We start from the raw sequence: 15,592 nt of genomic DNA on the forward strand, positions 1-15,592 counted from the left end.
TCCCGCCGCCCTGGGGGTATCTGGCCATGCCACCGGCATACGCCCACACCACCGGCCCGTCCACTCACCCAACCGCTATGACCAATTAACCCTGGTTAGGTGCGCATTGGGCGGAGCCGAGTCGGGTGGTAGGGGTTGTGGATCTTCATCTGGTGAGATCTGGCTGGATTGACGCATGCCGATATGGGCATATGATTTGGTCATGGCACGAGCAGCGACGACGTCGGACGTGTTCAACGCGATCGCCGAGCCGCAGCGCCGGGAGATTCTGCTGCTGTTGCGGGCGGGTGAGCGGCCGGTGACCGAGGTGGCGCGGGAGTTGGGGATGACTCAGCCGGGGGCGTCCAAGCACCTGCGGGTGCTCCGGGAGGTCGGGCTGGTGCGGGATCGCAGGGCGGGTAAGCAGCGCCTGTACGGCCTTGACGCTCGTGGGCTGCGGCCGGTCCACGAGTGGACCGGCGGGTTCGAGCGGTTCTGGAACGAGAGCTTTGACCGACTGGACGCATATGTGCAGGACCTGAAGCAGAGCAGGCAGAAGGAGTAGCTGATGAGCGCGATGGGACGTGGAACGCCGGCGCGGTCCTCGACGGCCGACCGAGAGATCGTCATCTCCCGGGTCATCGACGCCCCGCGGGAGTTGGTGTTCGAGGCGTTCACCGAGGTCCGGCACCTGTCGCGGTGGTGGGGGCCGGAGGGGTTCACCACCAGCACGCGGTCGTTCGAGTTCCGCGTCGGCGGGGAGTGGGACTTCGTGATGCACGGGCCGGACGGGACGGACTACGCCGAGTGGATCTCCTGGACCGAGATCGCCCCGCCGGAGCGGATCGCGGCGCTGCACGGTGAGTCCCGCGGCGACCCGAACGCCTTCGAGTCGGTCCTGACGTTCGAGCCCGACGGCGCGGCGACCCGGATCGAGATGCGCACGGTGTTCCGCACCAGGGAACTGCGCGACGAGGCGGTCGAGAAGTACCACGCGATCGAGGGCGGCCGGCAGACCCTGAGCAACCTGGCCGCTTACGTCGGCGAGATCGTCCGGAAGGGGGGCGAGGTCTGATGGCCGGAAAGGTGTTCTTCAGCGTGTCGATGTCGCTGGACGGGTTCGTCTCGCCCGAGTCCATGGAGGGCGTCATCGCGCCCGAGGAGCGTGGGGACGACCCGGACAAGCAGCGCTGGATGGCGCAGTGGATGGAATTGCAGAGTTGGATCTTCCCGCAGCGGTTCTTCCGGGAGAACCTGAAGCTCGGTGAGGGCGGCGAGGAGGGGCTCGACAACGACATCGCGCGGGCGACGTTCGAACGGACTGGCGCCAGCGTCATGGGAAAGCGGATGTTCGACCTCGGTGAGAGGGCATGGCCGGAGGAAGCGCCGTTCCACACGCCGGTCTTCGTCGTGACGCACGAGAAGCGCGACCCCTGGGAGCGGCCGGGCGGGACCACTTTCCACTTCGTCAATGAAGGCATCGAGACCGCGCTCGACCGGGCCCGTGAGGCCGCCGGCGCCCGCGACGTCCGCATCGCGGGCGGCGGTACGACGATCCTGGAGTACGTGAACGCCGGTCTGGTCGACGAGTTCTCGATCACGCTGGCGCCCGTGCTGTTCGGCTCCGGAATCCGCCTGTTCGAGGGCGTGGACGCGGCCCGCGTGGCTCTGGAGCCGGTTCGTGTGCAGCCCTCCCCAAGGGTGACGCACCTGACCTACGCCGTCCGGGAGCGGTAGGCGCACGGTGGATGCGCTCACACTGGTGGTGTCGCATCTGATCTGGGAGTCGTGAACCCTCGCAGGGTGACGTGACCGCGGCGCCCATCGGGGGAGGTCGTCCTCTGCGGCTTCCGCTAGGGCCCTGAGGCTGTTGTGATGATCCTTTGCACAGTCTCAGTGAGGGAGCCCATGGCTGACGTCAGGGTCACGTATGACCAGGAGGCCAATGCCGCTTATGTCTACTTTGTTGGTCCCGGCCGGTCCACGCGGTCGGCGGCCACGTACGAGTGTGACAGCGCCAAGGTCGACGGCGTGATCAACCTCGACTTCGACGAGGAGGGACGGGTCATCGGGATCGAGATCCTGGACGCTCGCTCGAAGCTGCCCCAGTACCTGCTCGACGCGGCCGAGCGGCTGGACATCTGACCGGCTTACCGCGGCGGTGCCTGGCGGTCTTCGATGATTTGGATCGCGTCGCTGAGACGGTCGCGGAGCATGCGTGCGTGCCAGAGGGTCAGCAGTAGCGAGACGTCGAGGCCGAGACCGTCGTCCCAGGCTTCGATCGCGACCATGTCGCGCTCGTTGGCCGTGGCCACGCCCACGACCGTGGAGTCCTCGGACTCGTCTTGGTCGCCTAGGGCGTGGCCGTCGAGGGCGGGGATAGGAGCACCGATCGTGGTGTACATGCCCGCAGCATCGCAGTCCATTTCTGGCGGGACGCACCGGGGGTGGGGCGGCTCGGACGCGAGGCGGCCGGCGCTGTGGGCGCACGCTGTCGCGTCGTCTCGACGGGCTCCCGGAGTCGCCGGGGTGACGGTGCGCCGGGCCTGGCGTTTGTTGGACGATGTCCTTTTTGCCTGGGAGCGGCGACAGTGAAATGGTTCACGGATCGTGGGTTGGGCGGCCTTTTTGTTCCGTTGTGTTTGCCTGCGTGGGGATGGCCTCCCAGGATGGACGTATGGACGGTTTCGCGGCGGTCGCCGGGGAAGAAAACTGGTGGAGGCTCGTTTCGCTCGGGAAGATCGGCGCTTACGATCCCGGGGACGTCCTCATAAGGCAGGGGGAGACCGGTACGGAGGTCTTCCTGTTGCTCGCCGGACGGGTGAAGGTGTCCCTGGTGGACGAGTTCGGGAACAGCATCCTGCTGGCCGTGAGGGGGCCGGGGCAGGTGCTCGGGGACATCACGCTGATCGATGGGGAGCGGCGGTCGGCGACCGTGTCGGCGATCGACGTGTGCAGGGTCTCGGTGGTGCCGCAGGGGCCGTTCACCGCGCGGCTGTGCGAGCTGGGCCTGAAGGACGCGCTGGTGCGGTTCGCGGTGCGGCGGCTGCGGGAGAGTGAGGAGCTGCGGCTCGAACTGGCCACGCTGAAGGCGGGGCCGCGGATCGTGCGGGGGCTGCTGCGGCTGGGGGTGCAGGCCGTGCCGGGGGACCGGACGGTCGACATCGGGTTGAGCCAGGCGGAGTTCGGGGAGGCGCTCGGGCTGTCGCGGGCCTCGGTGGCGGACAAGTTCGCCGAGTTGCGGGCGGCGGGGCTGGTGAGCACGGGGCGCGAGCGGATCGTCATCACTGATCTGCCGGGTCTGCGAGCTCTGACCGTCGAGTAATACCGACGTCACTCCGCCGGGCACGTCTACTTTTCTACACAGGCGTTTCGGGGGTTACCGGATACTCGGGGTGATCGCACTGTCGATCACCTTTTCGAGGTCGGGGGACTTTGCGCGACTGGTGCGTTCTGTCCGATATCTGGTTCCTTTCTTCGGGGCGCGGGGGCGCCGTCCCCCGTGTTCCGCAACGCCCGTGGAGGTGTCATGCCACAACGTCCGACGCTGGCCGATCGGTTCGTCATCGGGGTGGACGTCGAGAAGTACAGTGCCCGGTCCGTCCGCCACCAGGTCGAGCTCCAGCGGGTTCTGGACGGGCTGCTCGCCGCGGCCGCCGAGGAGGTCGGGCTCGACCGTGGTCTGTGGGCCCGGCAGCCGGGCGGGGACGGTGAGCTCGCGGTGCTGCCCGCGGACGTCGACCTACTCACGGTGGTCGCCGAGTTCGTCCGGGTGCTCGACCGGCTGCTCATCGACCACAACGAGGATCACACGGGCGAGCTTCAGGTGCGGCTGCGGGTCGCCATGCACATCGACACGGTGACGTCCGGTGCCCTGGGGGGCGGGGGTCAGGCGCTGATCGTCCTCAGCCGGTTGCTGGACTGCGGGCCGGTCCGGGCCGCGCTGGCCTCGCGTAAGGAAGCGAACCTCGCGCTGATCCTCTCGGAGGAGGTGTACGACAAGGTCGTCCTGTCGGAGCTGGCGGGGCTGCGCGCCACCCAGTTCCTCCCGGTACGGGTTGAGCTGCCGGCCAAGGGGTTCCGGCGGATGGCCTATGTCCACCTCCCCGGGGTCGCGGGGCGGCAGATCGCGCTGGACGATGCCGCGCCGCCCGAGTCGCCGTCCGGTGAGGGGAAGAGCGTCACCAACACCATTAGTGGGGAGCGGATCGACATGTCCGGCTCCGTCTTCGGGTTCAACGAGCGTGCTTGACCATGGCGGACGAGGAACGGGGCGAGGAACCGGCTCAGGAAGAAGAGGCGCGCGACGCTGCTCCTGAAGGCGGCCAAGGGGAGGACGCGGGCCGTCCTGTCGCCGATGTCGGGGGCAGGGTCGTCTACAACAACTTCTTCTCCCAGGTCGACCAGCGGGGCAGCACGTACGGGATGGGCGAAACCTGGTCGGGGGAGCGCGTCCGTGCGGTGACCGGCCGGATCGGGGCGACCGTCATCGAGGAGGCGGTGGCCGGGTACGCGTCGCCTGGCGCGTGCTACGAGACGGCTTACGCGTCCCTGGCGTCCGACCATGTGGTCGTCACGACCGGTAAGCCGGGGCTGGGGAAGCGCACGGGGGCGCTGGTCATGCTGGGTGATGTCCTCGGGCCGGAGGGCGTGATCGTGGCGCTTCCTCCATCGATTTCGTTGAGGGAGTTGGCACGGCGCGAGTATCAGGCCGGATACGGCTATGTGGTGCTCGACCGTGTCGGTGGGGTCGGGGACTCGGGGACGGAGGTCGACCACGCTTGGCTGTCGGTCGTCGACCGGGTCTGCGAGGCGGGGGCCTACCTGGTGGTGACCGTCAGCGACGCCACGGCACGGGCGTTCGACTCGGTGCGGTCCGTTCCGTGGGAACTGCCCAAGGTCACCAGTGCGCTGCGGATCCGGCTCGGCGCGCGCGCTGAGGAGGGTGACCTCAAGGCCGTCGAGAGCAGGCTGCCGGACGGGTTCACGATGCGTGACCTCGTCCAGATAGGCGAACTCCTCGCGGACGGATATAGCGCAGAGGAGGCCGTCGCCGACGTCCTGGACGAGGCGGGCCGGCAGAAGGTCCACGAGTGGTTCGAGAAGGAGCCCAGCGAGGACCAGGTGGTGAAGGCGACCGTTCTGGTGTTCGTCCCCCTCATCGTGGAGCGGCACTACGAGATGTGCTTTCGCCTGTTGATGGAGTTCATCGAGCCGGAGGTGAACGAGCAGGAGGACGCGGAGGGCGACAACGAGCCGCGTGCCATGGCGCAGGAACGCAGGCGTGAGGACGACCTGATCCGCGTGGTCCGGGTGAACGACGGGGCCGGTACTCGTCGGGCGCTCGCGTTCCGGGAGGACGCGTTTCGCCGATACGTCCTGGAAGAGCTCACGGCCCGCTACGGCAACGTGTTCTGGGACGCGGTGCGCGCCTGGCTCGACCGGCTCGTCGTGCTGGGGGACGACGGCGCGCGCCAAGACATCGCCTCCGCGCTGGCCCTGCTGGCCTACTTCGACCGTGATGAGACCGAGGCGTACCTCGACTACTGGTCACGGGACAAAATCGGCTGGCAGGGGCAGGCCACCGCCGTCTACATCCTGTGGTACCTGTGCCTGGACGAGGCCATGGTTCCCGTTGCACAGCGCATAGCCGAGCATTGGGCGGGCCAGGGGACGGGCGAGCAGCGCTACACGGCGATCCGGGCGTTCTGCGGTGAACTAGGGGTCCGCCTACCGCATCTGGGTGCCCGCCGACTATGGCAGCTGGTTCGGCAGGACAACCTCTACAGCGAGCCGGCGGCGTTGGCGTTCGGTGAGCTGTTCGGGACCCTCGTCGTCCGTGACGGTGACGCCGGGCAGCTCATCGGGCACCTGCGCACCCAGTTGGAGCAGTACGAGCCGGTAGGGCCCAGCAGGAACCACTACCGGCTCACCCTGCTGACGGTCTTGGCCGTGCTCCGCGCTCGCAGCGCGCGCAGCGGCGACCCCGCGATCGTCGAGTATCTGCGCGATCGGCCCGAACGGCTGTCGGCCGTGGCGGAGCTCTGGGCGACGGCGCTGCGGTTTCGGCCGTTTCGCCGTCTCGCGTTGGAGGCGCTGATGAACGGGCTCGCTGCGCTGTCCCGGCTGAGCGGCACCGACGCCGAGCGCGAGGCGCGCGCGCTGGGCGACGCACTCGGGGCGGCACTGCCGCCTGAGGAGCACGACCTGTTGAGGACCGACTTCCTCGCTCTGCTGACGCACGCCAGGTCGGGCGCGGCGCGCGCGCAGAACCTCGGCGAAATCTTGCTGGCCGCGCTGGATCGCGCTGCCGACATCCTGAATCGGAGGTCGTGATGACGGCGAACTACCCCATCGTCACGGAGAAGACGCTGGGCCCGGCAAAGCGCGGTGGACACGGGTGGGGACGGCGCCGCCGGGCCGAGGGCGAGGTCCCCCCGGCCAAGGGCGAGCACGTGCGCGTGTTCCTGGTCGAGGGCAAGCACATCGTGGACCACGGCAGGCGGGACGACTACGACGACCAGGTCGTGCGCGCGAGCCACGTCGCGATCGTGGACCTGTCCCGCAACGTCGAGGTGAGCGTCCGGTTCGACATCCCCTCCCAGGACGCCCATGAGTTCACCGTCCAGGCGACGTTCCTGTGCACGGTCACCGATCCCGTCGCCGTCGTCCGCAACGGGCAGGGCGACGCGTCCAGGGCACTCCTCGGATACGTGCGCAGCCACCAGCGGCTGTTCCAGCTCGGCCTGGAGCATCGCGTGTCCGCGATCAACCAGGTGCGCGTGCTCGTCCAGACGCAGATCGAGGCTTACGTCCAGCTGCGCCCGCCGCTCCTGCCCGGCCTCGAAGCGGGGCTCGCCAGCGTCGACGTCCTGACGCCCATCACCGAACGCGAGAAGCAGGGGCGGCTCAGCGAACAGGACGACGAGCACACCATCGAGGCGCACGGCCTGAACCTCCAGCACGAGATGAACCGCCTGAAGGAGGAGCACGCCCGGCAGATGCAGATCGCGCAGACCAAGCACGAGACCCAGATGGAGGAGATGCGCCTCATTCTCCAGGAGCAGGCACAGCGGACGATGGCGGCGCGGGCCCAGTTCATGGACGACGACCCCCTGCGGGCAACCATCTACGCCGAGGCGCAAGGGGAGCTGTCGGCCACCGACGTCGCGGACAAGGTGCAGGAGCAGGTCGACCGCCAGGCCGCGCAGGTCCGCGACGAGGTCGAGCGGCAGCGGCAGGTGGAGGACGAGGACCGCGCGTGGATGCGGCAGCGCGCCGACCGCGAGTACGAGACCCGGCACCAGGTGGAGCTGACGAGGCTGGAGCATTTCCAGGCGCTGGAGGGCGGTGACCGGGAGCACGGCCGGGCCATGATCGAGCGCACGCACGCCGCCGACGAGCGTGAACGCGACCGGGCGCACGAGCTGACGGCACGGACGCTGGAACTGGAGGCCGAGAAGTCACGGCTCGACCACGAGGCGAACCAGGCCAAGCTCCGGCTCCTCTACGAGGCGAGGGCCGCCGAGCGCGAGCACCGTCACGCCGTCGCGGACCGCGATCACCAGGCGGCCATCGACCGGGAGATCCGCGAGCACGAGCGGCGCCGCGACCTGCTGGAGGCGCGGCTCGCGATGTTCAAGGAGTACGCCGCGCGCGGCCATGTCGACCAGGCCGTGATCAGCGCGCACGAGGTCCTGGAGGGCCTCGCCACCGATCCCGCCCCGGCCGTCGCCGCCGATCGGCCGCCCGCCGCCCTGCCCGACGCCGGGCCCGGCCCCGCCGAGGCGGACGACGAGCCGACCCTCAGGGAGGAGGGCACCTGATGCCCGAGCACACCGCCCCGCCCGGATCGCGTGAGGCCACCCGCCCGCCCCGCCCGCCCAGGCGTCTCCGGGCACCCCTTCCTTCCGAAGACGCCGACGCCGACAAGGCCGGCCGGGAGCAGGCTGGTGAGGAGGAGACCGGCCCGGAGAAGGCCGGTGCGGACAAGGCCGGTAGGGGGAAGGCCGGTGCGGAGGAGGCCGACAGGGAGGAGGCCGCTGCGGGAAAGGCCGCTGTGGGGAAGGCCGGCAGGGGGAAGGACGAGAGGGAGAAAGCGGCGGCGCGCGCGCCGTCCGGTGGGGGCGCCGCCTCGGACGACGCCGGGACGGCCGAGGCTCGTGATGAGGCAGGGCTGCCCGATGACAACGCCCACCGGTCCGGGGTGCTGCTGCGGATGGTGGTCGGGGTCTCGGAGGACATCCTGCGGTGGGTCCCCTGGGAGCGGACGCGCTACTCCGGCCTCGCGCTGGTCGTCCTCAACGCCGGGCTGATGGCCATGGTGTCGATGTTCGTCCTGCTGGCGGCGTTCACCGAAGCGCCCTGGTACACCCTGCTGCCGGTGGCGGTGCTGTGGGGCTGGGTGGTCGTCGGCGTGGACCACTTCCTGATCAAGGTGACGCACGGGATGACGTCCCGCCGCCTGGTCGTGCTCGTCCTGCGCCTGTCGCTGTCGGTCCTGATCGGCCTGGTCGTCGCCGAGCCGCTGCTGTTCAAGATCTTCGAACCGGCGGTGCACCGTGAGGTCCGCGCCATGCGGGTGGACGACCGGCTCGCCAAGGAGACGTCCCTGCGGGCCTGCAACCCCGTCCCCTACAAGGCTCTGGACGCCGCGACGCGCGCCCGGTGCGAGGCGGGCCATCGGCTCCTGTCGCTCCCGGACACCCCCGCCCCCGAGGCGGAGGCCCTCCAGAACACCCTCGACCGGCAGAAGGCCCTGCGTGCGCGGATCGACAAGGCCATGCAGGACATCGCCGCCGCGGAGGCGACCGTACGCAGCGAGTGCAACGGGGACAGTGGGCCGGGGCTCACCGGACAGGTGGGGCGCGGTCCGGCCTGCAAGGGCGTGGAGGACGCGGCGCGACGGGTCGACGCCAACAGCAGGCTGGCGGATTACCAGAAGGAGGCGCAGTCCCTGGAGGGGGCGCTGGCCACGGCGAACGCCGCCAAGCAGGCGGCGGAGCAGACCTACGAGGCCCGTCTCGACCAGGCCATCGCGGCCAAGCTGCCCTCGCCGGACGGGAAGATCGGCATCCTGGAGGAGTGGCGGGCGCTCGAACGTCTCTCGGCGCAGAGCGGGTTCGTCCTCGCCGGGCAGTGGCTGCTCCGGCTCCTGCTGATCATGCTGGACTGCCTGCCCGTCCTCGCCAAGGCGATGATGGGCACCACGCCCTACGACGAGCACCTGACCCGCAGGGCGGCGCTGGCCGAGGATCTCTTCGCTTTCGAGCTGGAGCTGGAACGGCAGCACCATCTCGCGGGCAGGCGCGTGGAGCTGCGGCGGTCCGAACTGGACGAGCGGCGCCACCTCGACCGGCTGGAGGAGGAGGACCACACCGTACGCGCCGCGCGGGACGCCGTCCTCGACGCGCAGATCGACGCCAGGGCCGACGAGCTCCGCCGCCGCACGACCGTTCCGTCCGCTTCGAACGGCGCGAGGCCCGGTCCTTTGGACCTGGCGGAGCCGCAGGCGGGATGAGGAAAAGGTGTCCAATTTCTGCCTGTCTGACCCATTTCACGTGTGGACAGTGGTTTAACTCCACGTGATGGTTCGTCGACGTCCCTGCGCGGAACCGGACAGACGGTGTTGCCTCCCCCTCATGAGCGTCTTCGGAGTGGACTACGCGTGGGGGCGTCCCGGGGCCTCCGAGCTGCGGAAGGCGGGGGCGAGGTTCGCCTGCCGCTACCTGTCGCACGACACCACGGGCAAGAACCTGACGCGGGCCGAGGCGGACCAGCTCTCGGCCGGCGGCCTGTGGCTCGTGGTCGTCTGGGAGTCGACGGCCTCGCGGGCGCTGTCGGGGCGCTCCGGCGGCGCGGACGACGCCGAGGACGCGGCGAAGCAGGCGCGGGCCTGCGGGATGCCCGCGGACCGTCCGATCTACTTCGCCGTCGACTTCGACGCCGACGCAGACCAGCAGGACGCCATCAACGCCTACCTGGACGGCGCCGCCTCGGTGCTCGGCCGCGACCGGGTCGGGTTGTACGCGGGCTACTGGCCGCTCAAGCGGGCGTTCGACGCCAAGAAGATCACCTACGGCTGGCAGACGTACGCGTGGTCGGGCGGCCACTGGGACGAGCGGGCCCAGCTCCAGCAGTACTCCAACGGCCACGAGATCAACGGCGTGGGCGTCGACTACGACCGGGCCATGGACGACGACTACGGGCAGTGGAAGGTCGGTGGGTCGCCGAAGCCGCCCGTCCCGTCGAAGGCGCCGAAGTGGCCCGGCCGGAACATCACGCAGCCGCCCGTCATGCACGGGAACGACGTGCGCGCCTGGCAGCGGCAGATGCACGCCCGGGGCTGGCGCATCACCGTCGACGGCGCCTACGGCGCGAGCTCCGAGAACGTGTGCCGCGCCTTCCAGCGGGAGAAGCACCTCCGGGTGGACGGCGTCGTCGGGCAGGCGACCTGGAAGGCCGCCTGGGACTCCCCCGTCACCTGACCCGCCGCCCACCTGAGGGCCGCCTGACGGACGCGTCGTCCGTCAGGCGGGTCGGGTCACTTCTTCTTCGGCGCGTGGACGAACTTGGCCGTGCGCGTGTTGCCGGAGCGCTCGCCGGCCACGATGACCTCGTCGCCGTTGGCCAGGGCCGACACGGTGGACTTCTCGCCCTGCTTGCGGACGACGGTGTTGGCGTCGGTGGTCCAGGTCCAGGTGACGCCGTCGGCGCTGCGGACGGTCAGCGTCGCGCCGGACCGTCCGGTGATCTGGCCGCGCTGCCAGCCGGCCAGGTAGAAGCCCTTGTCGCGCTGGAGGGTCGCCTCGCCGTGCACGCCCTGGCCGCCGCGGAACCCGCCGGGCCCGCCGAACCCGCCGAAGCCGCGCGGCCCGCGGGAGCCGTCCGGGCCGCGGAAACCGTGGGGGCCGCGGAAGTCGTGCCGCCAGCCGTCTCCCTTGTCGCCGTCGTGCCCGGTCTTGGGGGACTCGGACGTGCTGGGGGACGGGGTGGGCCCGGCCGAGGCGGGAACGGCCAGGTACAGGCCGAGTCCGAGAAGCCCGGCCGCGCCCGCGGCGGCCGCGATGGTCTTGCGGTTGGTGCGCATGCGCTCCAGTGAAGCGGAGCGTCCTGGCAGAAGCCCGCAGGGAGTCTGAGAATTACCTGAGAATCCACGAGAGTGTGATGTGGATCCCATTCCCGCCTGAGGTGTCGCGCAAATCCGCCCTCTCAAGCGTGAAGACAGTGACCGACGGGCGGAGGACGGATGGCGGACCGAGCGGGCTTCACCGACTACGTCACGGAGCATTCCGATCGCATGCTCCGGACGGCGTACCTGCTCACCCGGGACTGGGCACGGGCCGAGGACCTGCTGCAGACCGCGTTGGCCAAGGCATGGGTCGCGTGGGGACGGATCCAGGACGACCCGAGCCCGTACGTCTACCGGATCCTGACCAACACGCACGCGTCCTGGTGGCGCCTGCGGTGGCGGGGCGAGGTGCCGACCGAGCACCTGCCCGAAATTCCGTCCGGCGACGGCGCACAAGCTGTGGACGACCGCGCGGTGATGCTCGACGCGCTCGGCCGGTTGTCGGCGCGGCAGCGCGCGGTGGTGGTCCTGCACTACTTCGAGGAAATGCCGGTCGAGCAGGTCGCGGACGTCCTGGGGTGCACGGCCTCGACGGTGCGGACGCAGATGGGGCGCGCCCTCGTCCGCCTGCGGGTCGACCCGTCTCTGCACGTACTGAAGGAAACGAGGTAGCGGTGTACGCGGAGGAAGAGCTGGCGATCGCGCTGCGGAAGGGCAGCGAGGGCGCGCCGCCCAACGCGGGCCGCCTGGAGCAGGTCGTGCGGCGGGGGCGGTCGATCAGGCGCCGCCGGGGCGCGGTGGCGGCCGCCGGTCTGGCGGCGGTGATGGCGACCGGGCTCGTCGCGTACGGCGGCGGCGGGGCGGGCGCTCCGGCCGACGACGCGGTGCCGGTCGCGGTGCGGCTGCCGCTGAAGCTGGGCCTGCCCGCCGCGCAGGGCGGCATCGTGACGGGGTCGCTCCCCCTCGTCACCAGCGTGCAGAGGCAGCGGATGGGCGAGACGGCCCTCGTCAGGTTCGCCGCGCTGAGCGACTACACGCTGTTCAACGTCCGCTGCGCGGTACCGAACTCGTGGGTGTTCACGGAAGGGCCGGGCACGCAGGGGAGCGTCGGGCGGTGCGGCCCCGGCGACGGGGTGTTCCAGATGGACCGGGGCGTGGGCGGTCCCCACTGGATCGGGAACACGCACACGCTGCGGGTGTGGGTGCTGCCGCCGCAGGCGATCGTCAAGGACGGGACCGCGCCGCAGGACGCGCCGGCCATCGCCGCGCGGACCGGCGTCTGGGAGGGCGCGTGGGCCGTCGGGGTCTACGACCGCCGGGTCTGACCCCGCCGCCCGCCCGTCAGCCGACCCGCCGCCCGTCCGTCAGCCGTCCTCCACCCCGAGGGCCTCCAGGACCTGCTCGCCGTACTTGGCCAGCTTGTTCTCGCCGACGCCGGTCACCGTGCCGAGCTCGGCGAGGGAGCCCGGACGCGTCGTCGCGATCTCGCGCAGGGTCGCGTCATGGAAGATCACATACGCCGGCACGCCCTGCTCCTTGGCGGTGGCGCCGCGCCAGGCGCGCAGCCGCTCGAACACGGGAACGGCCTCGGCGGACAGATCGGCCGGCGGCGCCTTGCGCTCCTTGGCCGTCCTGGCGGCGCGGGTCGCCGGCCGCTCGGGCTCGCGGCGCATCATGACCGTCCGCTCGCCGCGCAGGACGGCGCCGCTCTCGTCGGTCAGCACGAGCGAGCCGTACTGGCTCTCGACGGCGACCAGGCCCTGGGCGAGGAGCTGGCGGACGACGGCGCGCCACTCGGTGTCGCGCAGCTCGGCGCCGATGCCGAACACCGTGAGCGAGTCGTGGTCGAACTGGATGATCTTGGCGTTCTTCTTGCCGAGGAGGATGTCGACGATGTGGCCCGCGCCGAACTTCTGCCGCCGCTCGCGGTCGAGCCGGACGACGGTCGACAGGACCTTCTGCGCCGGGACGGTCGCGTCCCACGTCTGCGGGGGCGTGAGGCAGGTGTCGCAGTTGCCGCACGGTTCGCCGGACTGGCCGAAGTAGGCGAGCAGCCGGACGCGCCGGCACTCGACCGTCTCGCACAGCGCGAGCATGGAGTCCAGGTGGAGGCTCTCGCGGCGCCGGTACGCGGCGTCGCCCTCACCGTCGATCATCTTGCGGAGCTGGACGACGTCCTGAAGGCCGTAGGCGAGCCAGGCGGTGGACGGCTGGCCGTCGCGCCCGGCGCGTCCGGTCTCCTGGTAGTAGCCCTCCACCGACTTCGGCAGGTCGAGGTGCGCGACGAAGCGGACGTCGGGCTTGTCGATGCCCATCCCGAACGCGATGGTGGCGACCATGACCAGGCCGTCCTCGCGCAGGAACCGCGCCTGGTGCGCGGCGCGGGTCCCGGCGTCCAGGCCCGCGTGGTAGGGCAGGGCCTCGATGCCGTTCTGGGTGAGGAACTCGGCGTGCTTCTCCACCGAGTTGCGCGACAGGCAGTACACGATGCCGGCGTCGCCCTTGTGCTCGCTCTGCAGCAGGTGCAGGAGCTGGCGCTTGGCGTCGGTCTTCGGCTCGATGCGGTACTGGATGTTCGGCCGGTCGAAGCTCGCGACGAAGGACCGCGCGTTCTCCAGCCCGAGCCGCGAGACGATCTCGGCGCGGGTCGCCTCGGTGGCGGTCGCGGTGAGCGCGATGCGCGGGATGTGCGGCCAGCGCTCGTGCAGCCCCGACAGCATGAGGTAGTCGGGACGGAAGTTGTGGCCCCACTGCGACACGCAGTGCGCCTCGTCGATCGCGAACAGCGCGACGTCACCGCGGTCGAGCAGCTCGACGGCGGCGGGGACGCGCAGCCGCTCGGGCGCCAGGTAGAGGACGTCCAGCTCGCCCGCGAGGAACTGCGCCTCGACCACCCGGCGCTCGTCGAGGTCCTGGGTGGAGTTGAGGAAGCCCGCCTGGACGCCGAGCGCCCGCAGCGCGTCGACCTGGTCCTGCATGAGGGCGATGAGCGGCGAGATGACGACCCCGGTGCCCTTCCGGACCAGCGCGGGGATCTGGTAGCACAGCGACTTGCCGCCGCCGGTCGGCATCAGGACGAAGGCGTCCCCGCCGCCGACGAGATGCTCGATGATCTCGCCCTGGCCGGGCCGGAACGCGTCGTAGCCGAACACGCGCCGCAGCGTCTCCAGCGCCTCGCTCGGCTCGGTGCCGCTCTCGGGGGAAGCCATCGCCCCATCCTAGGAGCCGCCACCGACGCCCCACGCGCGAACCGTCCGTCTCGTCCGCGGGCGGGGCGTCACGGCCGGGGACCGGGGCGCCGGTTCCGGTCAGGTGGCGGGGCGGGGCTCGGCGGCGAGGCGGTCGACGAGGCCGGGGGTGAGGGCGTCCAGGTCGTCGAGGACGTGGGCGGCGAGGGCCAGCGCGTCGGGCGCCGGCGGGTGCGCCGGGCGTGGGACGGCCACGACGAGCATCCCGGCCGCGTGCGCCGAGCGCAGGCCGTTGCTGGAGTCCTCGATCGCCGCGCAGGCGGTGGCGGGGACCTCCATCCGGGCGGCCGCGGCGAGGTAGCCGTCCGGCGCGGGCTTGCCGCGGTCGACCTCCTCCGTGGAGACCGTGGCGCGGAACAGGCCCTCCACGCCGAGCTTGCCGAGGACGAGGTCGATGAGGGCGCGGGGGGAGGAGCTGGCGAGGCCGAGCGGCCGTTCGGCGGCCATCCGCCGGACGGCGTCCTCGGCGCCGGGCAGCAGCGGGAGCCGCTCGGCGTACCGCTGGGACATCCGGTCGATCACCTCGTAGGCGACCTCGTCCGGGGTGACGCCCTCGATGAGGTCGGCGCTGAGGTATCCGGCCCACTCGGTGGTGTTCATGCCCATGAGCCGCTCCTGGGTGTCGGGCAGCCACTGCCCGCCGTGGTCGGCGACGTAGGCCCGGCGGACCTCCTCCCAGACCGGCTCGGAGTCGATCAGGACCCCGTCCAGGTCGAAAACGACGGCCTGCACGGACATGGCGTGCCTCCCCGGCTCGATGCGCCTCCCGGCCGTGATCACTACCCGGGGGAAGGGCGGTGGAACCCCCGCGACACCGTCCCATTGATCGTATAAATCCGGCGAAAGCGACATTGTGCGCGAGGTGTCTGGCATGGTGGACACCCTCCGTCCCCCCTCCGGAGTCACTGCAGAGGAGATCTGCACATGGTTTTCCTTGGCTTTCTTTTCGTCGCCGCGGCCATCACCCTCGGAGCCGGCGTGGTCGCCGGGAACTCCGGTCCCGCCCATCTCACCGCCTTCGGGCAGACCGTCCCCGCCGTGGACCACCAGTGGCAGGTCTTCGCCGCCGGTGCAGTCACGGCAGGCGCCCTCCTCGTCGGCGTGACGCTCACCTTCGCCGGGGCCGGCCGCATGATGCGCGCCCGCCGCGACCTGCGGTACCTGCGCGAGGAGCACGAGGAGACCCTCACCACCCTGGAGATGGAGAAGCGGCACCTCCAGCGCGAGCTGGCCCGCGCCCGCGAGGCCGCCGCCCGCGAGGCCGCCGCCCGGACCGCCGACGCCCCCGCCCAGG

17 protein-coding genes are annotated in these 15,592 nt (G+C 70.9%); 13 read left to right on the forward strand and 4 right to left on the reverse strand.

Features of this window, described 5'->3' with window-relative positions; all coding sequences use genetic code 11:
• Window positions 1-202: 202 nt before the first annotated feature.
• The 4 genes from E1291_RS29825 to E1291_RS29840 all read left to right on the forward strand — a co-directional run bounded on the left by E1291_RS29825 (window position 203) and on the right by E1291_RS29840 (window position 2,124).
• Window positions 203-544, forward strand: a complete 342-nt coding sequence (locus E1291_RS29825) for an ArsR/SmtB family transcription factor (RefSeq protein WP_131741410.1) — start codon at window positions 203-205, stop codon at window positions 542-544.
• 3 nt (window positions 545-547) lie between these two features.
• Window positions 548-1,054: an SRPBCC family protein gene (locus E1291_RS29830; RefSeq protein ID WP_131741411.1), complete on the forward strand. Its 507-nt coding sequence runs from the start codon at window positions 548-550 to the stop codon at window positions 1,052-1,054.
• Window positions 1,054-1,716: a dihydrofolate reductase family protein gene (locus tag E1291_RS29835; protein ID WP_131741412.1), complete on the forward strand. Its 663-nt coding sequence runs from the start codon at window positions 1,054-1,056 to the stop codon at window positions 1,714-1,716. The genes E1291_RS29830 and E1291_RS29835 overlap by 1 nt, the downstream gene beginning before the upstream one ends.
• Window positions 1,717-1,887: 171 nt before the next feature.
• On the forward strand, window positions 1,888-2,124 hold the full coding sequence (locus E1291_RS29840) for a DUF2283 domain-containing protein (RefSeq protein ID WP_131741413.1): 237 nt from the start codon (window positions 1,888-1,890) through the stop codon (window positions 2,122-2,124).
• A 5-nt stretch (window positions 2,125-2,129) separates the two neighbouring features.
• Here E1291_RS29840 and E1291_RS29845 read toward each other — a convergent pair whose 3' ends face one another.
• Window positions 2,130-2,384 (reverse strand): hypothetical protein, encoded by a 255-nt coding sequence (locus tag E1291_RS29845; RefSeq protein WP_131741414.1) that lies wholly within the window; start codon window positions 2,382-2,384, stop codon window positions 2,130-2,132.
• A gap of 272 nt (window positions 2,385-2,656) precedes the next feature.
• Between E1291_RS29845 and E1291_RS29850 the strand changes: the two genes are divergently transcribed.
• From E1291_RS29850 to E1291_RS29875, 6 genes are all read left to right on the forward strand, one after another.
• The gene (locus E1291_RS29850) at window positions 2,657-3,304 is read left to right on the forward strand and encodes a Crp/Fnr family transcriptional regulator (RefSeq protein ID WP_165495342.1); all 648 of its coding nucleotides are present in this window, start codon (window positions 2,657-2,659) and stop codon (window positions 3,302-3,304) included.
• Between the two features lie 204 nt (window positions 3,305-3,508).
• Window positions 3,509-4,231, forward strand: coding sequence for a hypothetical protein (locus tag E1291_RS29855; protein WP_131741416.1), 723 nt, complete (start codon window positions 3,509-3,511; stop codon window positions 4,229-4,231).
• A gap of 2 nt (window positions 4,232-4,233) precedes the next feature.
• Window positions 4,234-6,315 carry a hypothetical protein gene (locus E1291_RS29860; RefSeq protein ID WP_131741417.1) on the forward strand — a complete coding sequence of 694 codons (2,082 nt, stop codon included), beginning with the start codon at window positions 4,234-4,236 and terminating at the stop codon, window positions 6,313-6,315.
• Window positions 6,315-7,805, forward strand: a complete 1,491-nt coding sequence (locus E1291_RS29865) for a coiled-coil domain-containing protein (RefSeq protein ID WP_131741418.1) — start codon at window positions 6,315-6,317, stop codon at window positions 7,803-7,805. Before E1291_RS29860 ends, E1291_RS29865 begins: the two co-directional genes overlap by 1 nt.
• Window positions 7,805-9,499, forward strand: a complete 1,695-nt coding sequence (locus tag E1291_RS29870) for a DUF4407 domain-containing protein (protein WP_131741419.1) — start codon at window positions 7,805-7,807, stop codon at window positions 9,497-9,499. Before E1291_RS29865 ends, E1291_RS29870 begins: the two co-directional genes overlap by 1 nt.
• Before the next feature lie 121 nt (window positions 9,500-9,620).
• The gene (locus E1291_RS29875) at window positions 9,621-10,466 is read left to right on the forward strand and encodes a glycoside hydrolase domain-containing protein (protein WP_242614456.1); all 846 of its coding nucleotides are present in this window, start codon (window positions 9,621-9,623) and stop codon (window positions 10,464-10,466) included.
• A 56-nt stretch (window positions 10,467-10,522) separates the two neighbouring features.
• Here E1291_RS29875 and E1291_RS44760 read toward each other — a convergent pair whose 3' ends face one another.
• Window positions 10,523-11,068, reverse strand: coding sequence for a DUF5666 domain-containing protein (locus E1291_RS44760; protein WP_131741420.1), 546 nt, complete (start codon window positions 11,066-11,068; stop codon window positions 10,523-10,525).
• 159 nt (window positions 11,069-11,227) lie between these two features.
• Between E1291_RS44760 and E1291_RS29885 the strand changes: the two genes are divergently transcribed.
• Window positions 11,228-11,722 (forward strand): SigE family RNA polymerase sigma factor, encoded by a 495-nt coding sequence (locus E1291_RS29885; RefSeq protein ID WP_131741421.1) that lies wholly within the window; start codon window positions 11,228-11,230, stop codon window positions 11,720-11,722.
• A 2-nt stretch (window positions 11,723-11,724) separates the two neighbouring features.
• Window positions 11,725-12,375, forward strand: a complete 651-nt coding sequence (locus E1291_RS29890) for a hypothetical protein (RefSeq protein WP_131741422.1) — start codon at window positions 11,725-11,727, stop codon at window positions 12,373-12,375.
• Window positions 12,376-12,414: 39 nt separating this feature from the next.
• Here E1291_RS29890 and recQ read toward each other — a convergent pair whose 3' ends face one another.
• Window positions 12,415-14,259 carry a DNA helicase RecQ gene (recQ, locus tag E1291_RS29895; RefSeq protein ID WP_131741423.1) on the reverse strand — a complete coding sequence of 615 codons (1,845 nt, stop codon included), beginning with the start codon at window positions 14,257-14,259 and terminating at the stop codon, window positions 12,415-12,417.
• A gap of 99 nt (window positions 14,260-14,358) precedes the next feature.
• A complete protein-coding gene (locus tag E1291_RS29900) occupies window positions 14,359-15,036 on the reverse strand; it encodes an HAD family hydrolase (protein ID WP_131741424.1) in 678 nt (225 codons plus the stop codon).
• Between the two features lie 186 nt (window positions 15,037-15,222).
• Here E1291_RS29900 and E1291_RS29905 point away from each other — a divergent pair.
• Window positions 15,223-15,592: hypothetical protein (locus E1291_RS29905; protein ID WP_131741425.1), on the forward strand; the 370-nt coding region annotated here is incomplete at its 3' end.

The organism is Actinomadura roseirufa, assembly GCF_900659635.1.
Classification (GTDB): Bacteria; Actinomycetota; Actinomycetes; order Streptosporangiales; family Streptosporangiaceae; genus Spirillospora; species Spirillospora roseirufa.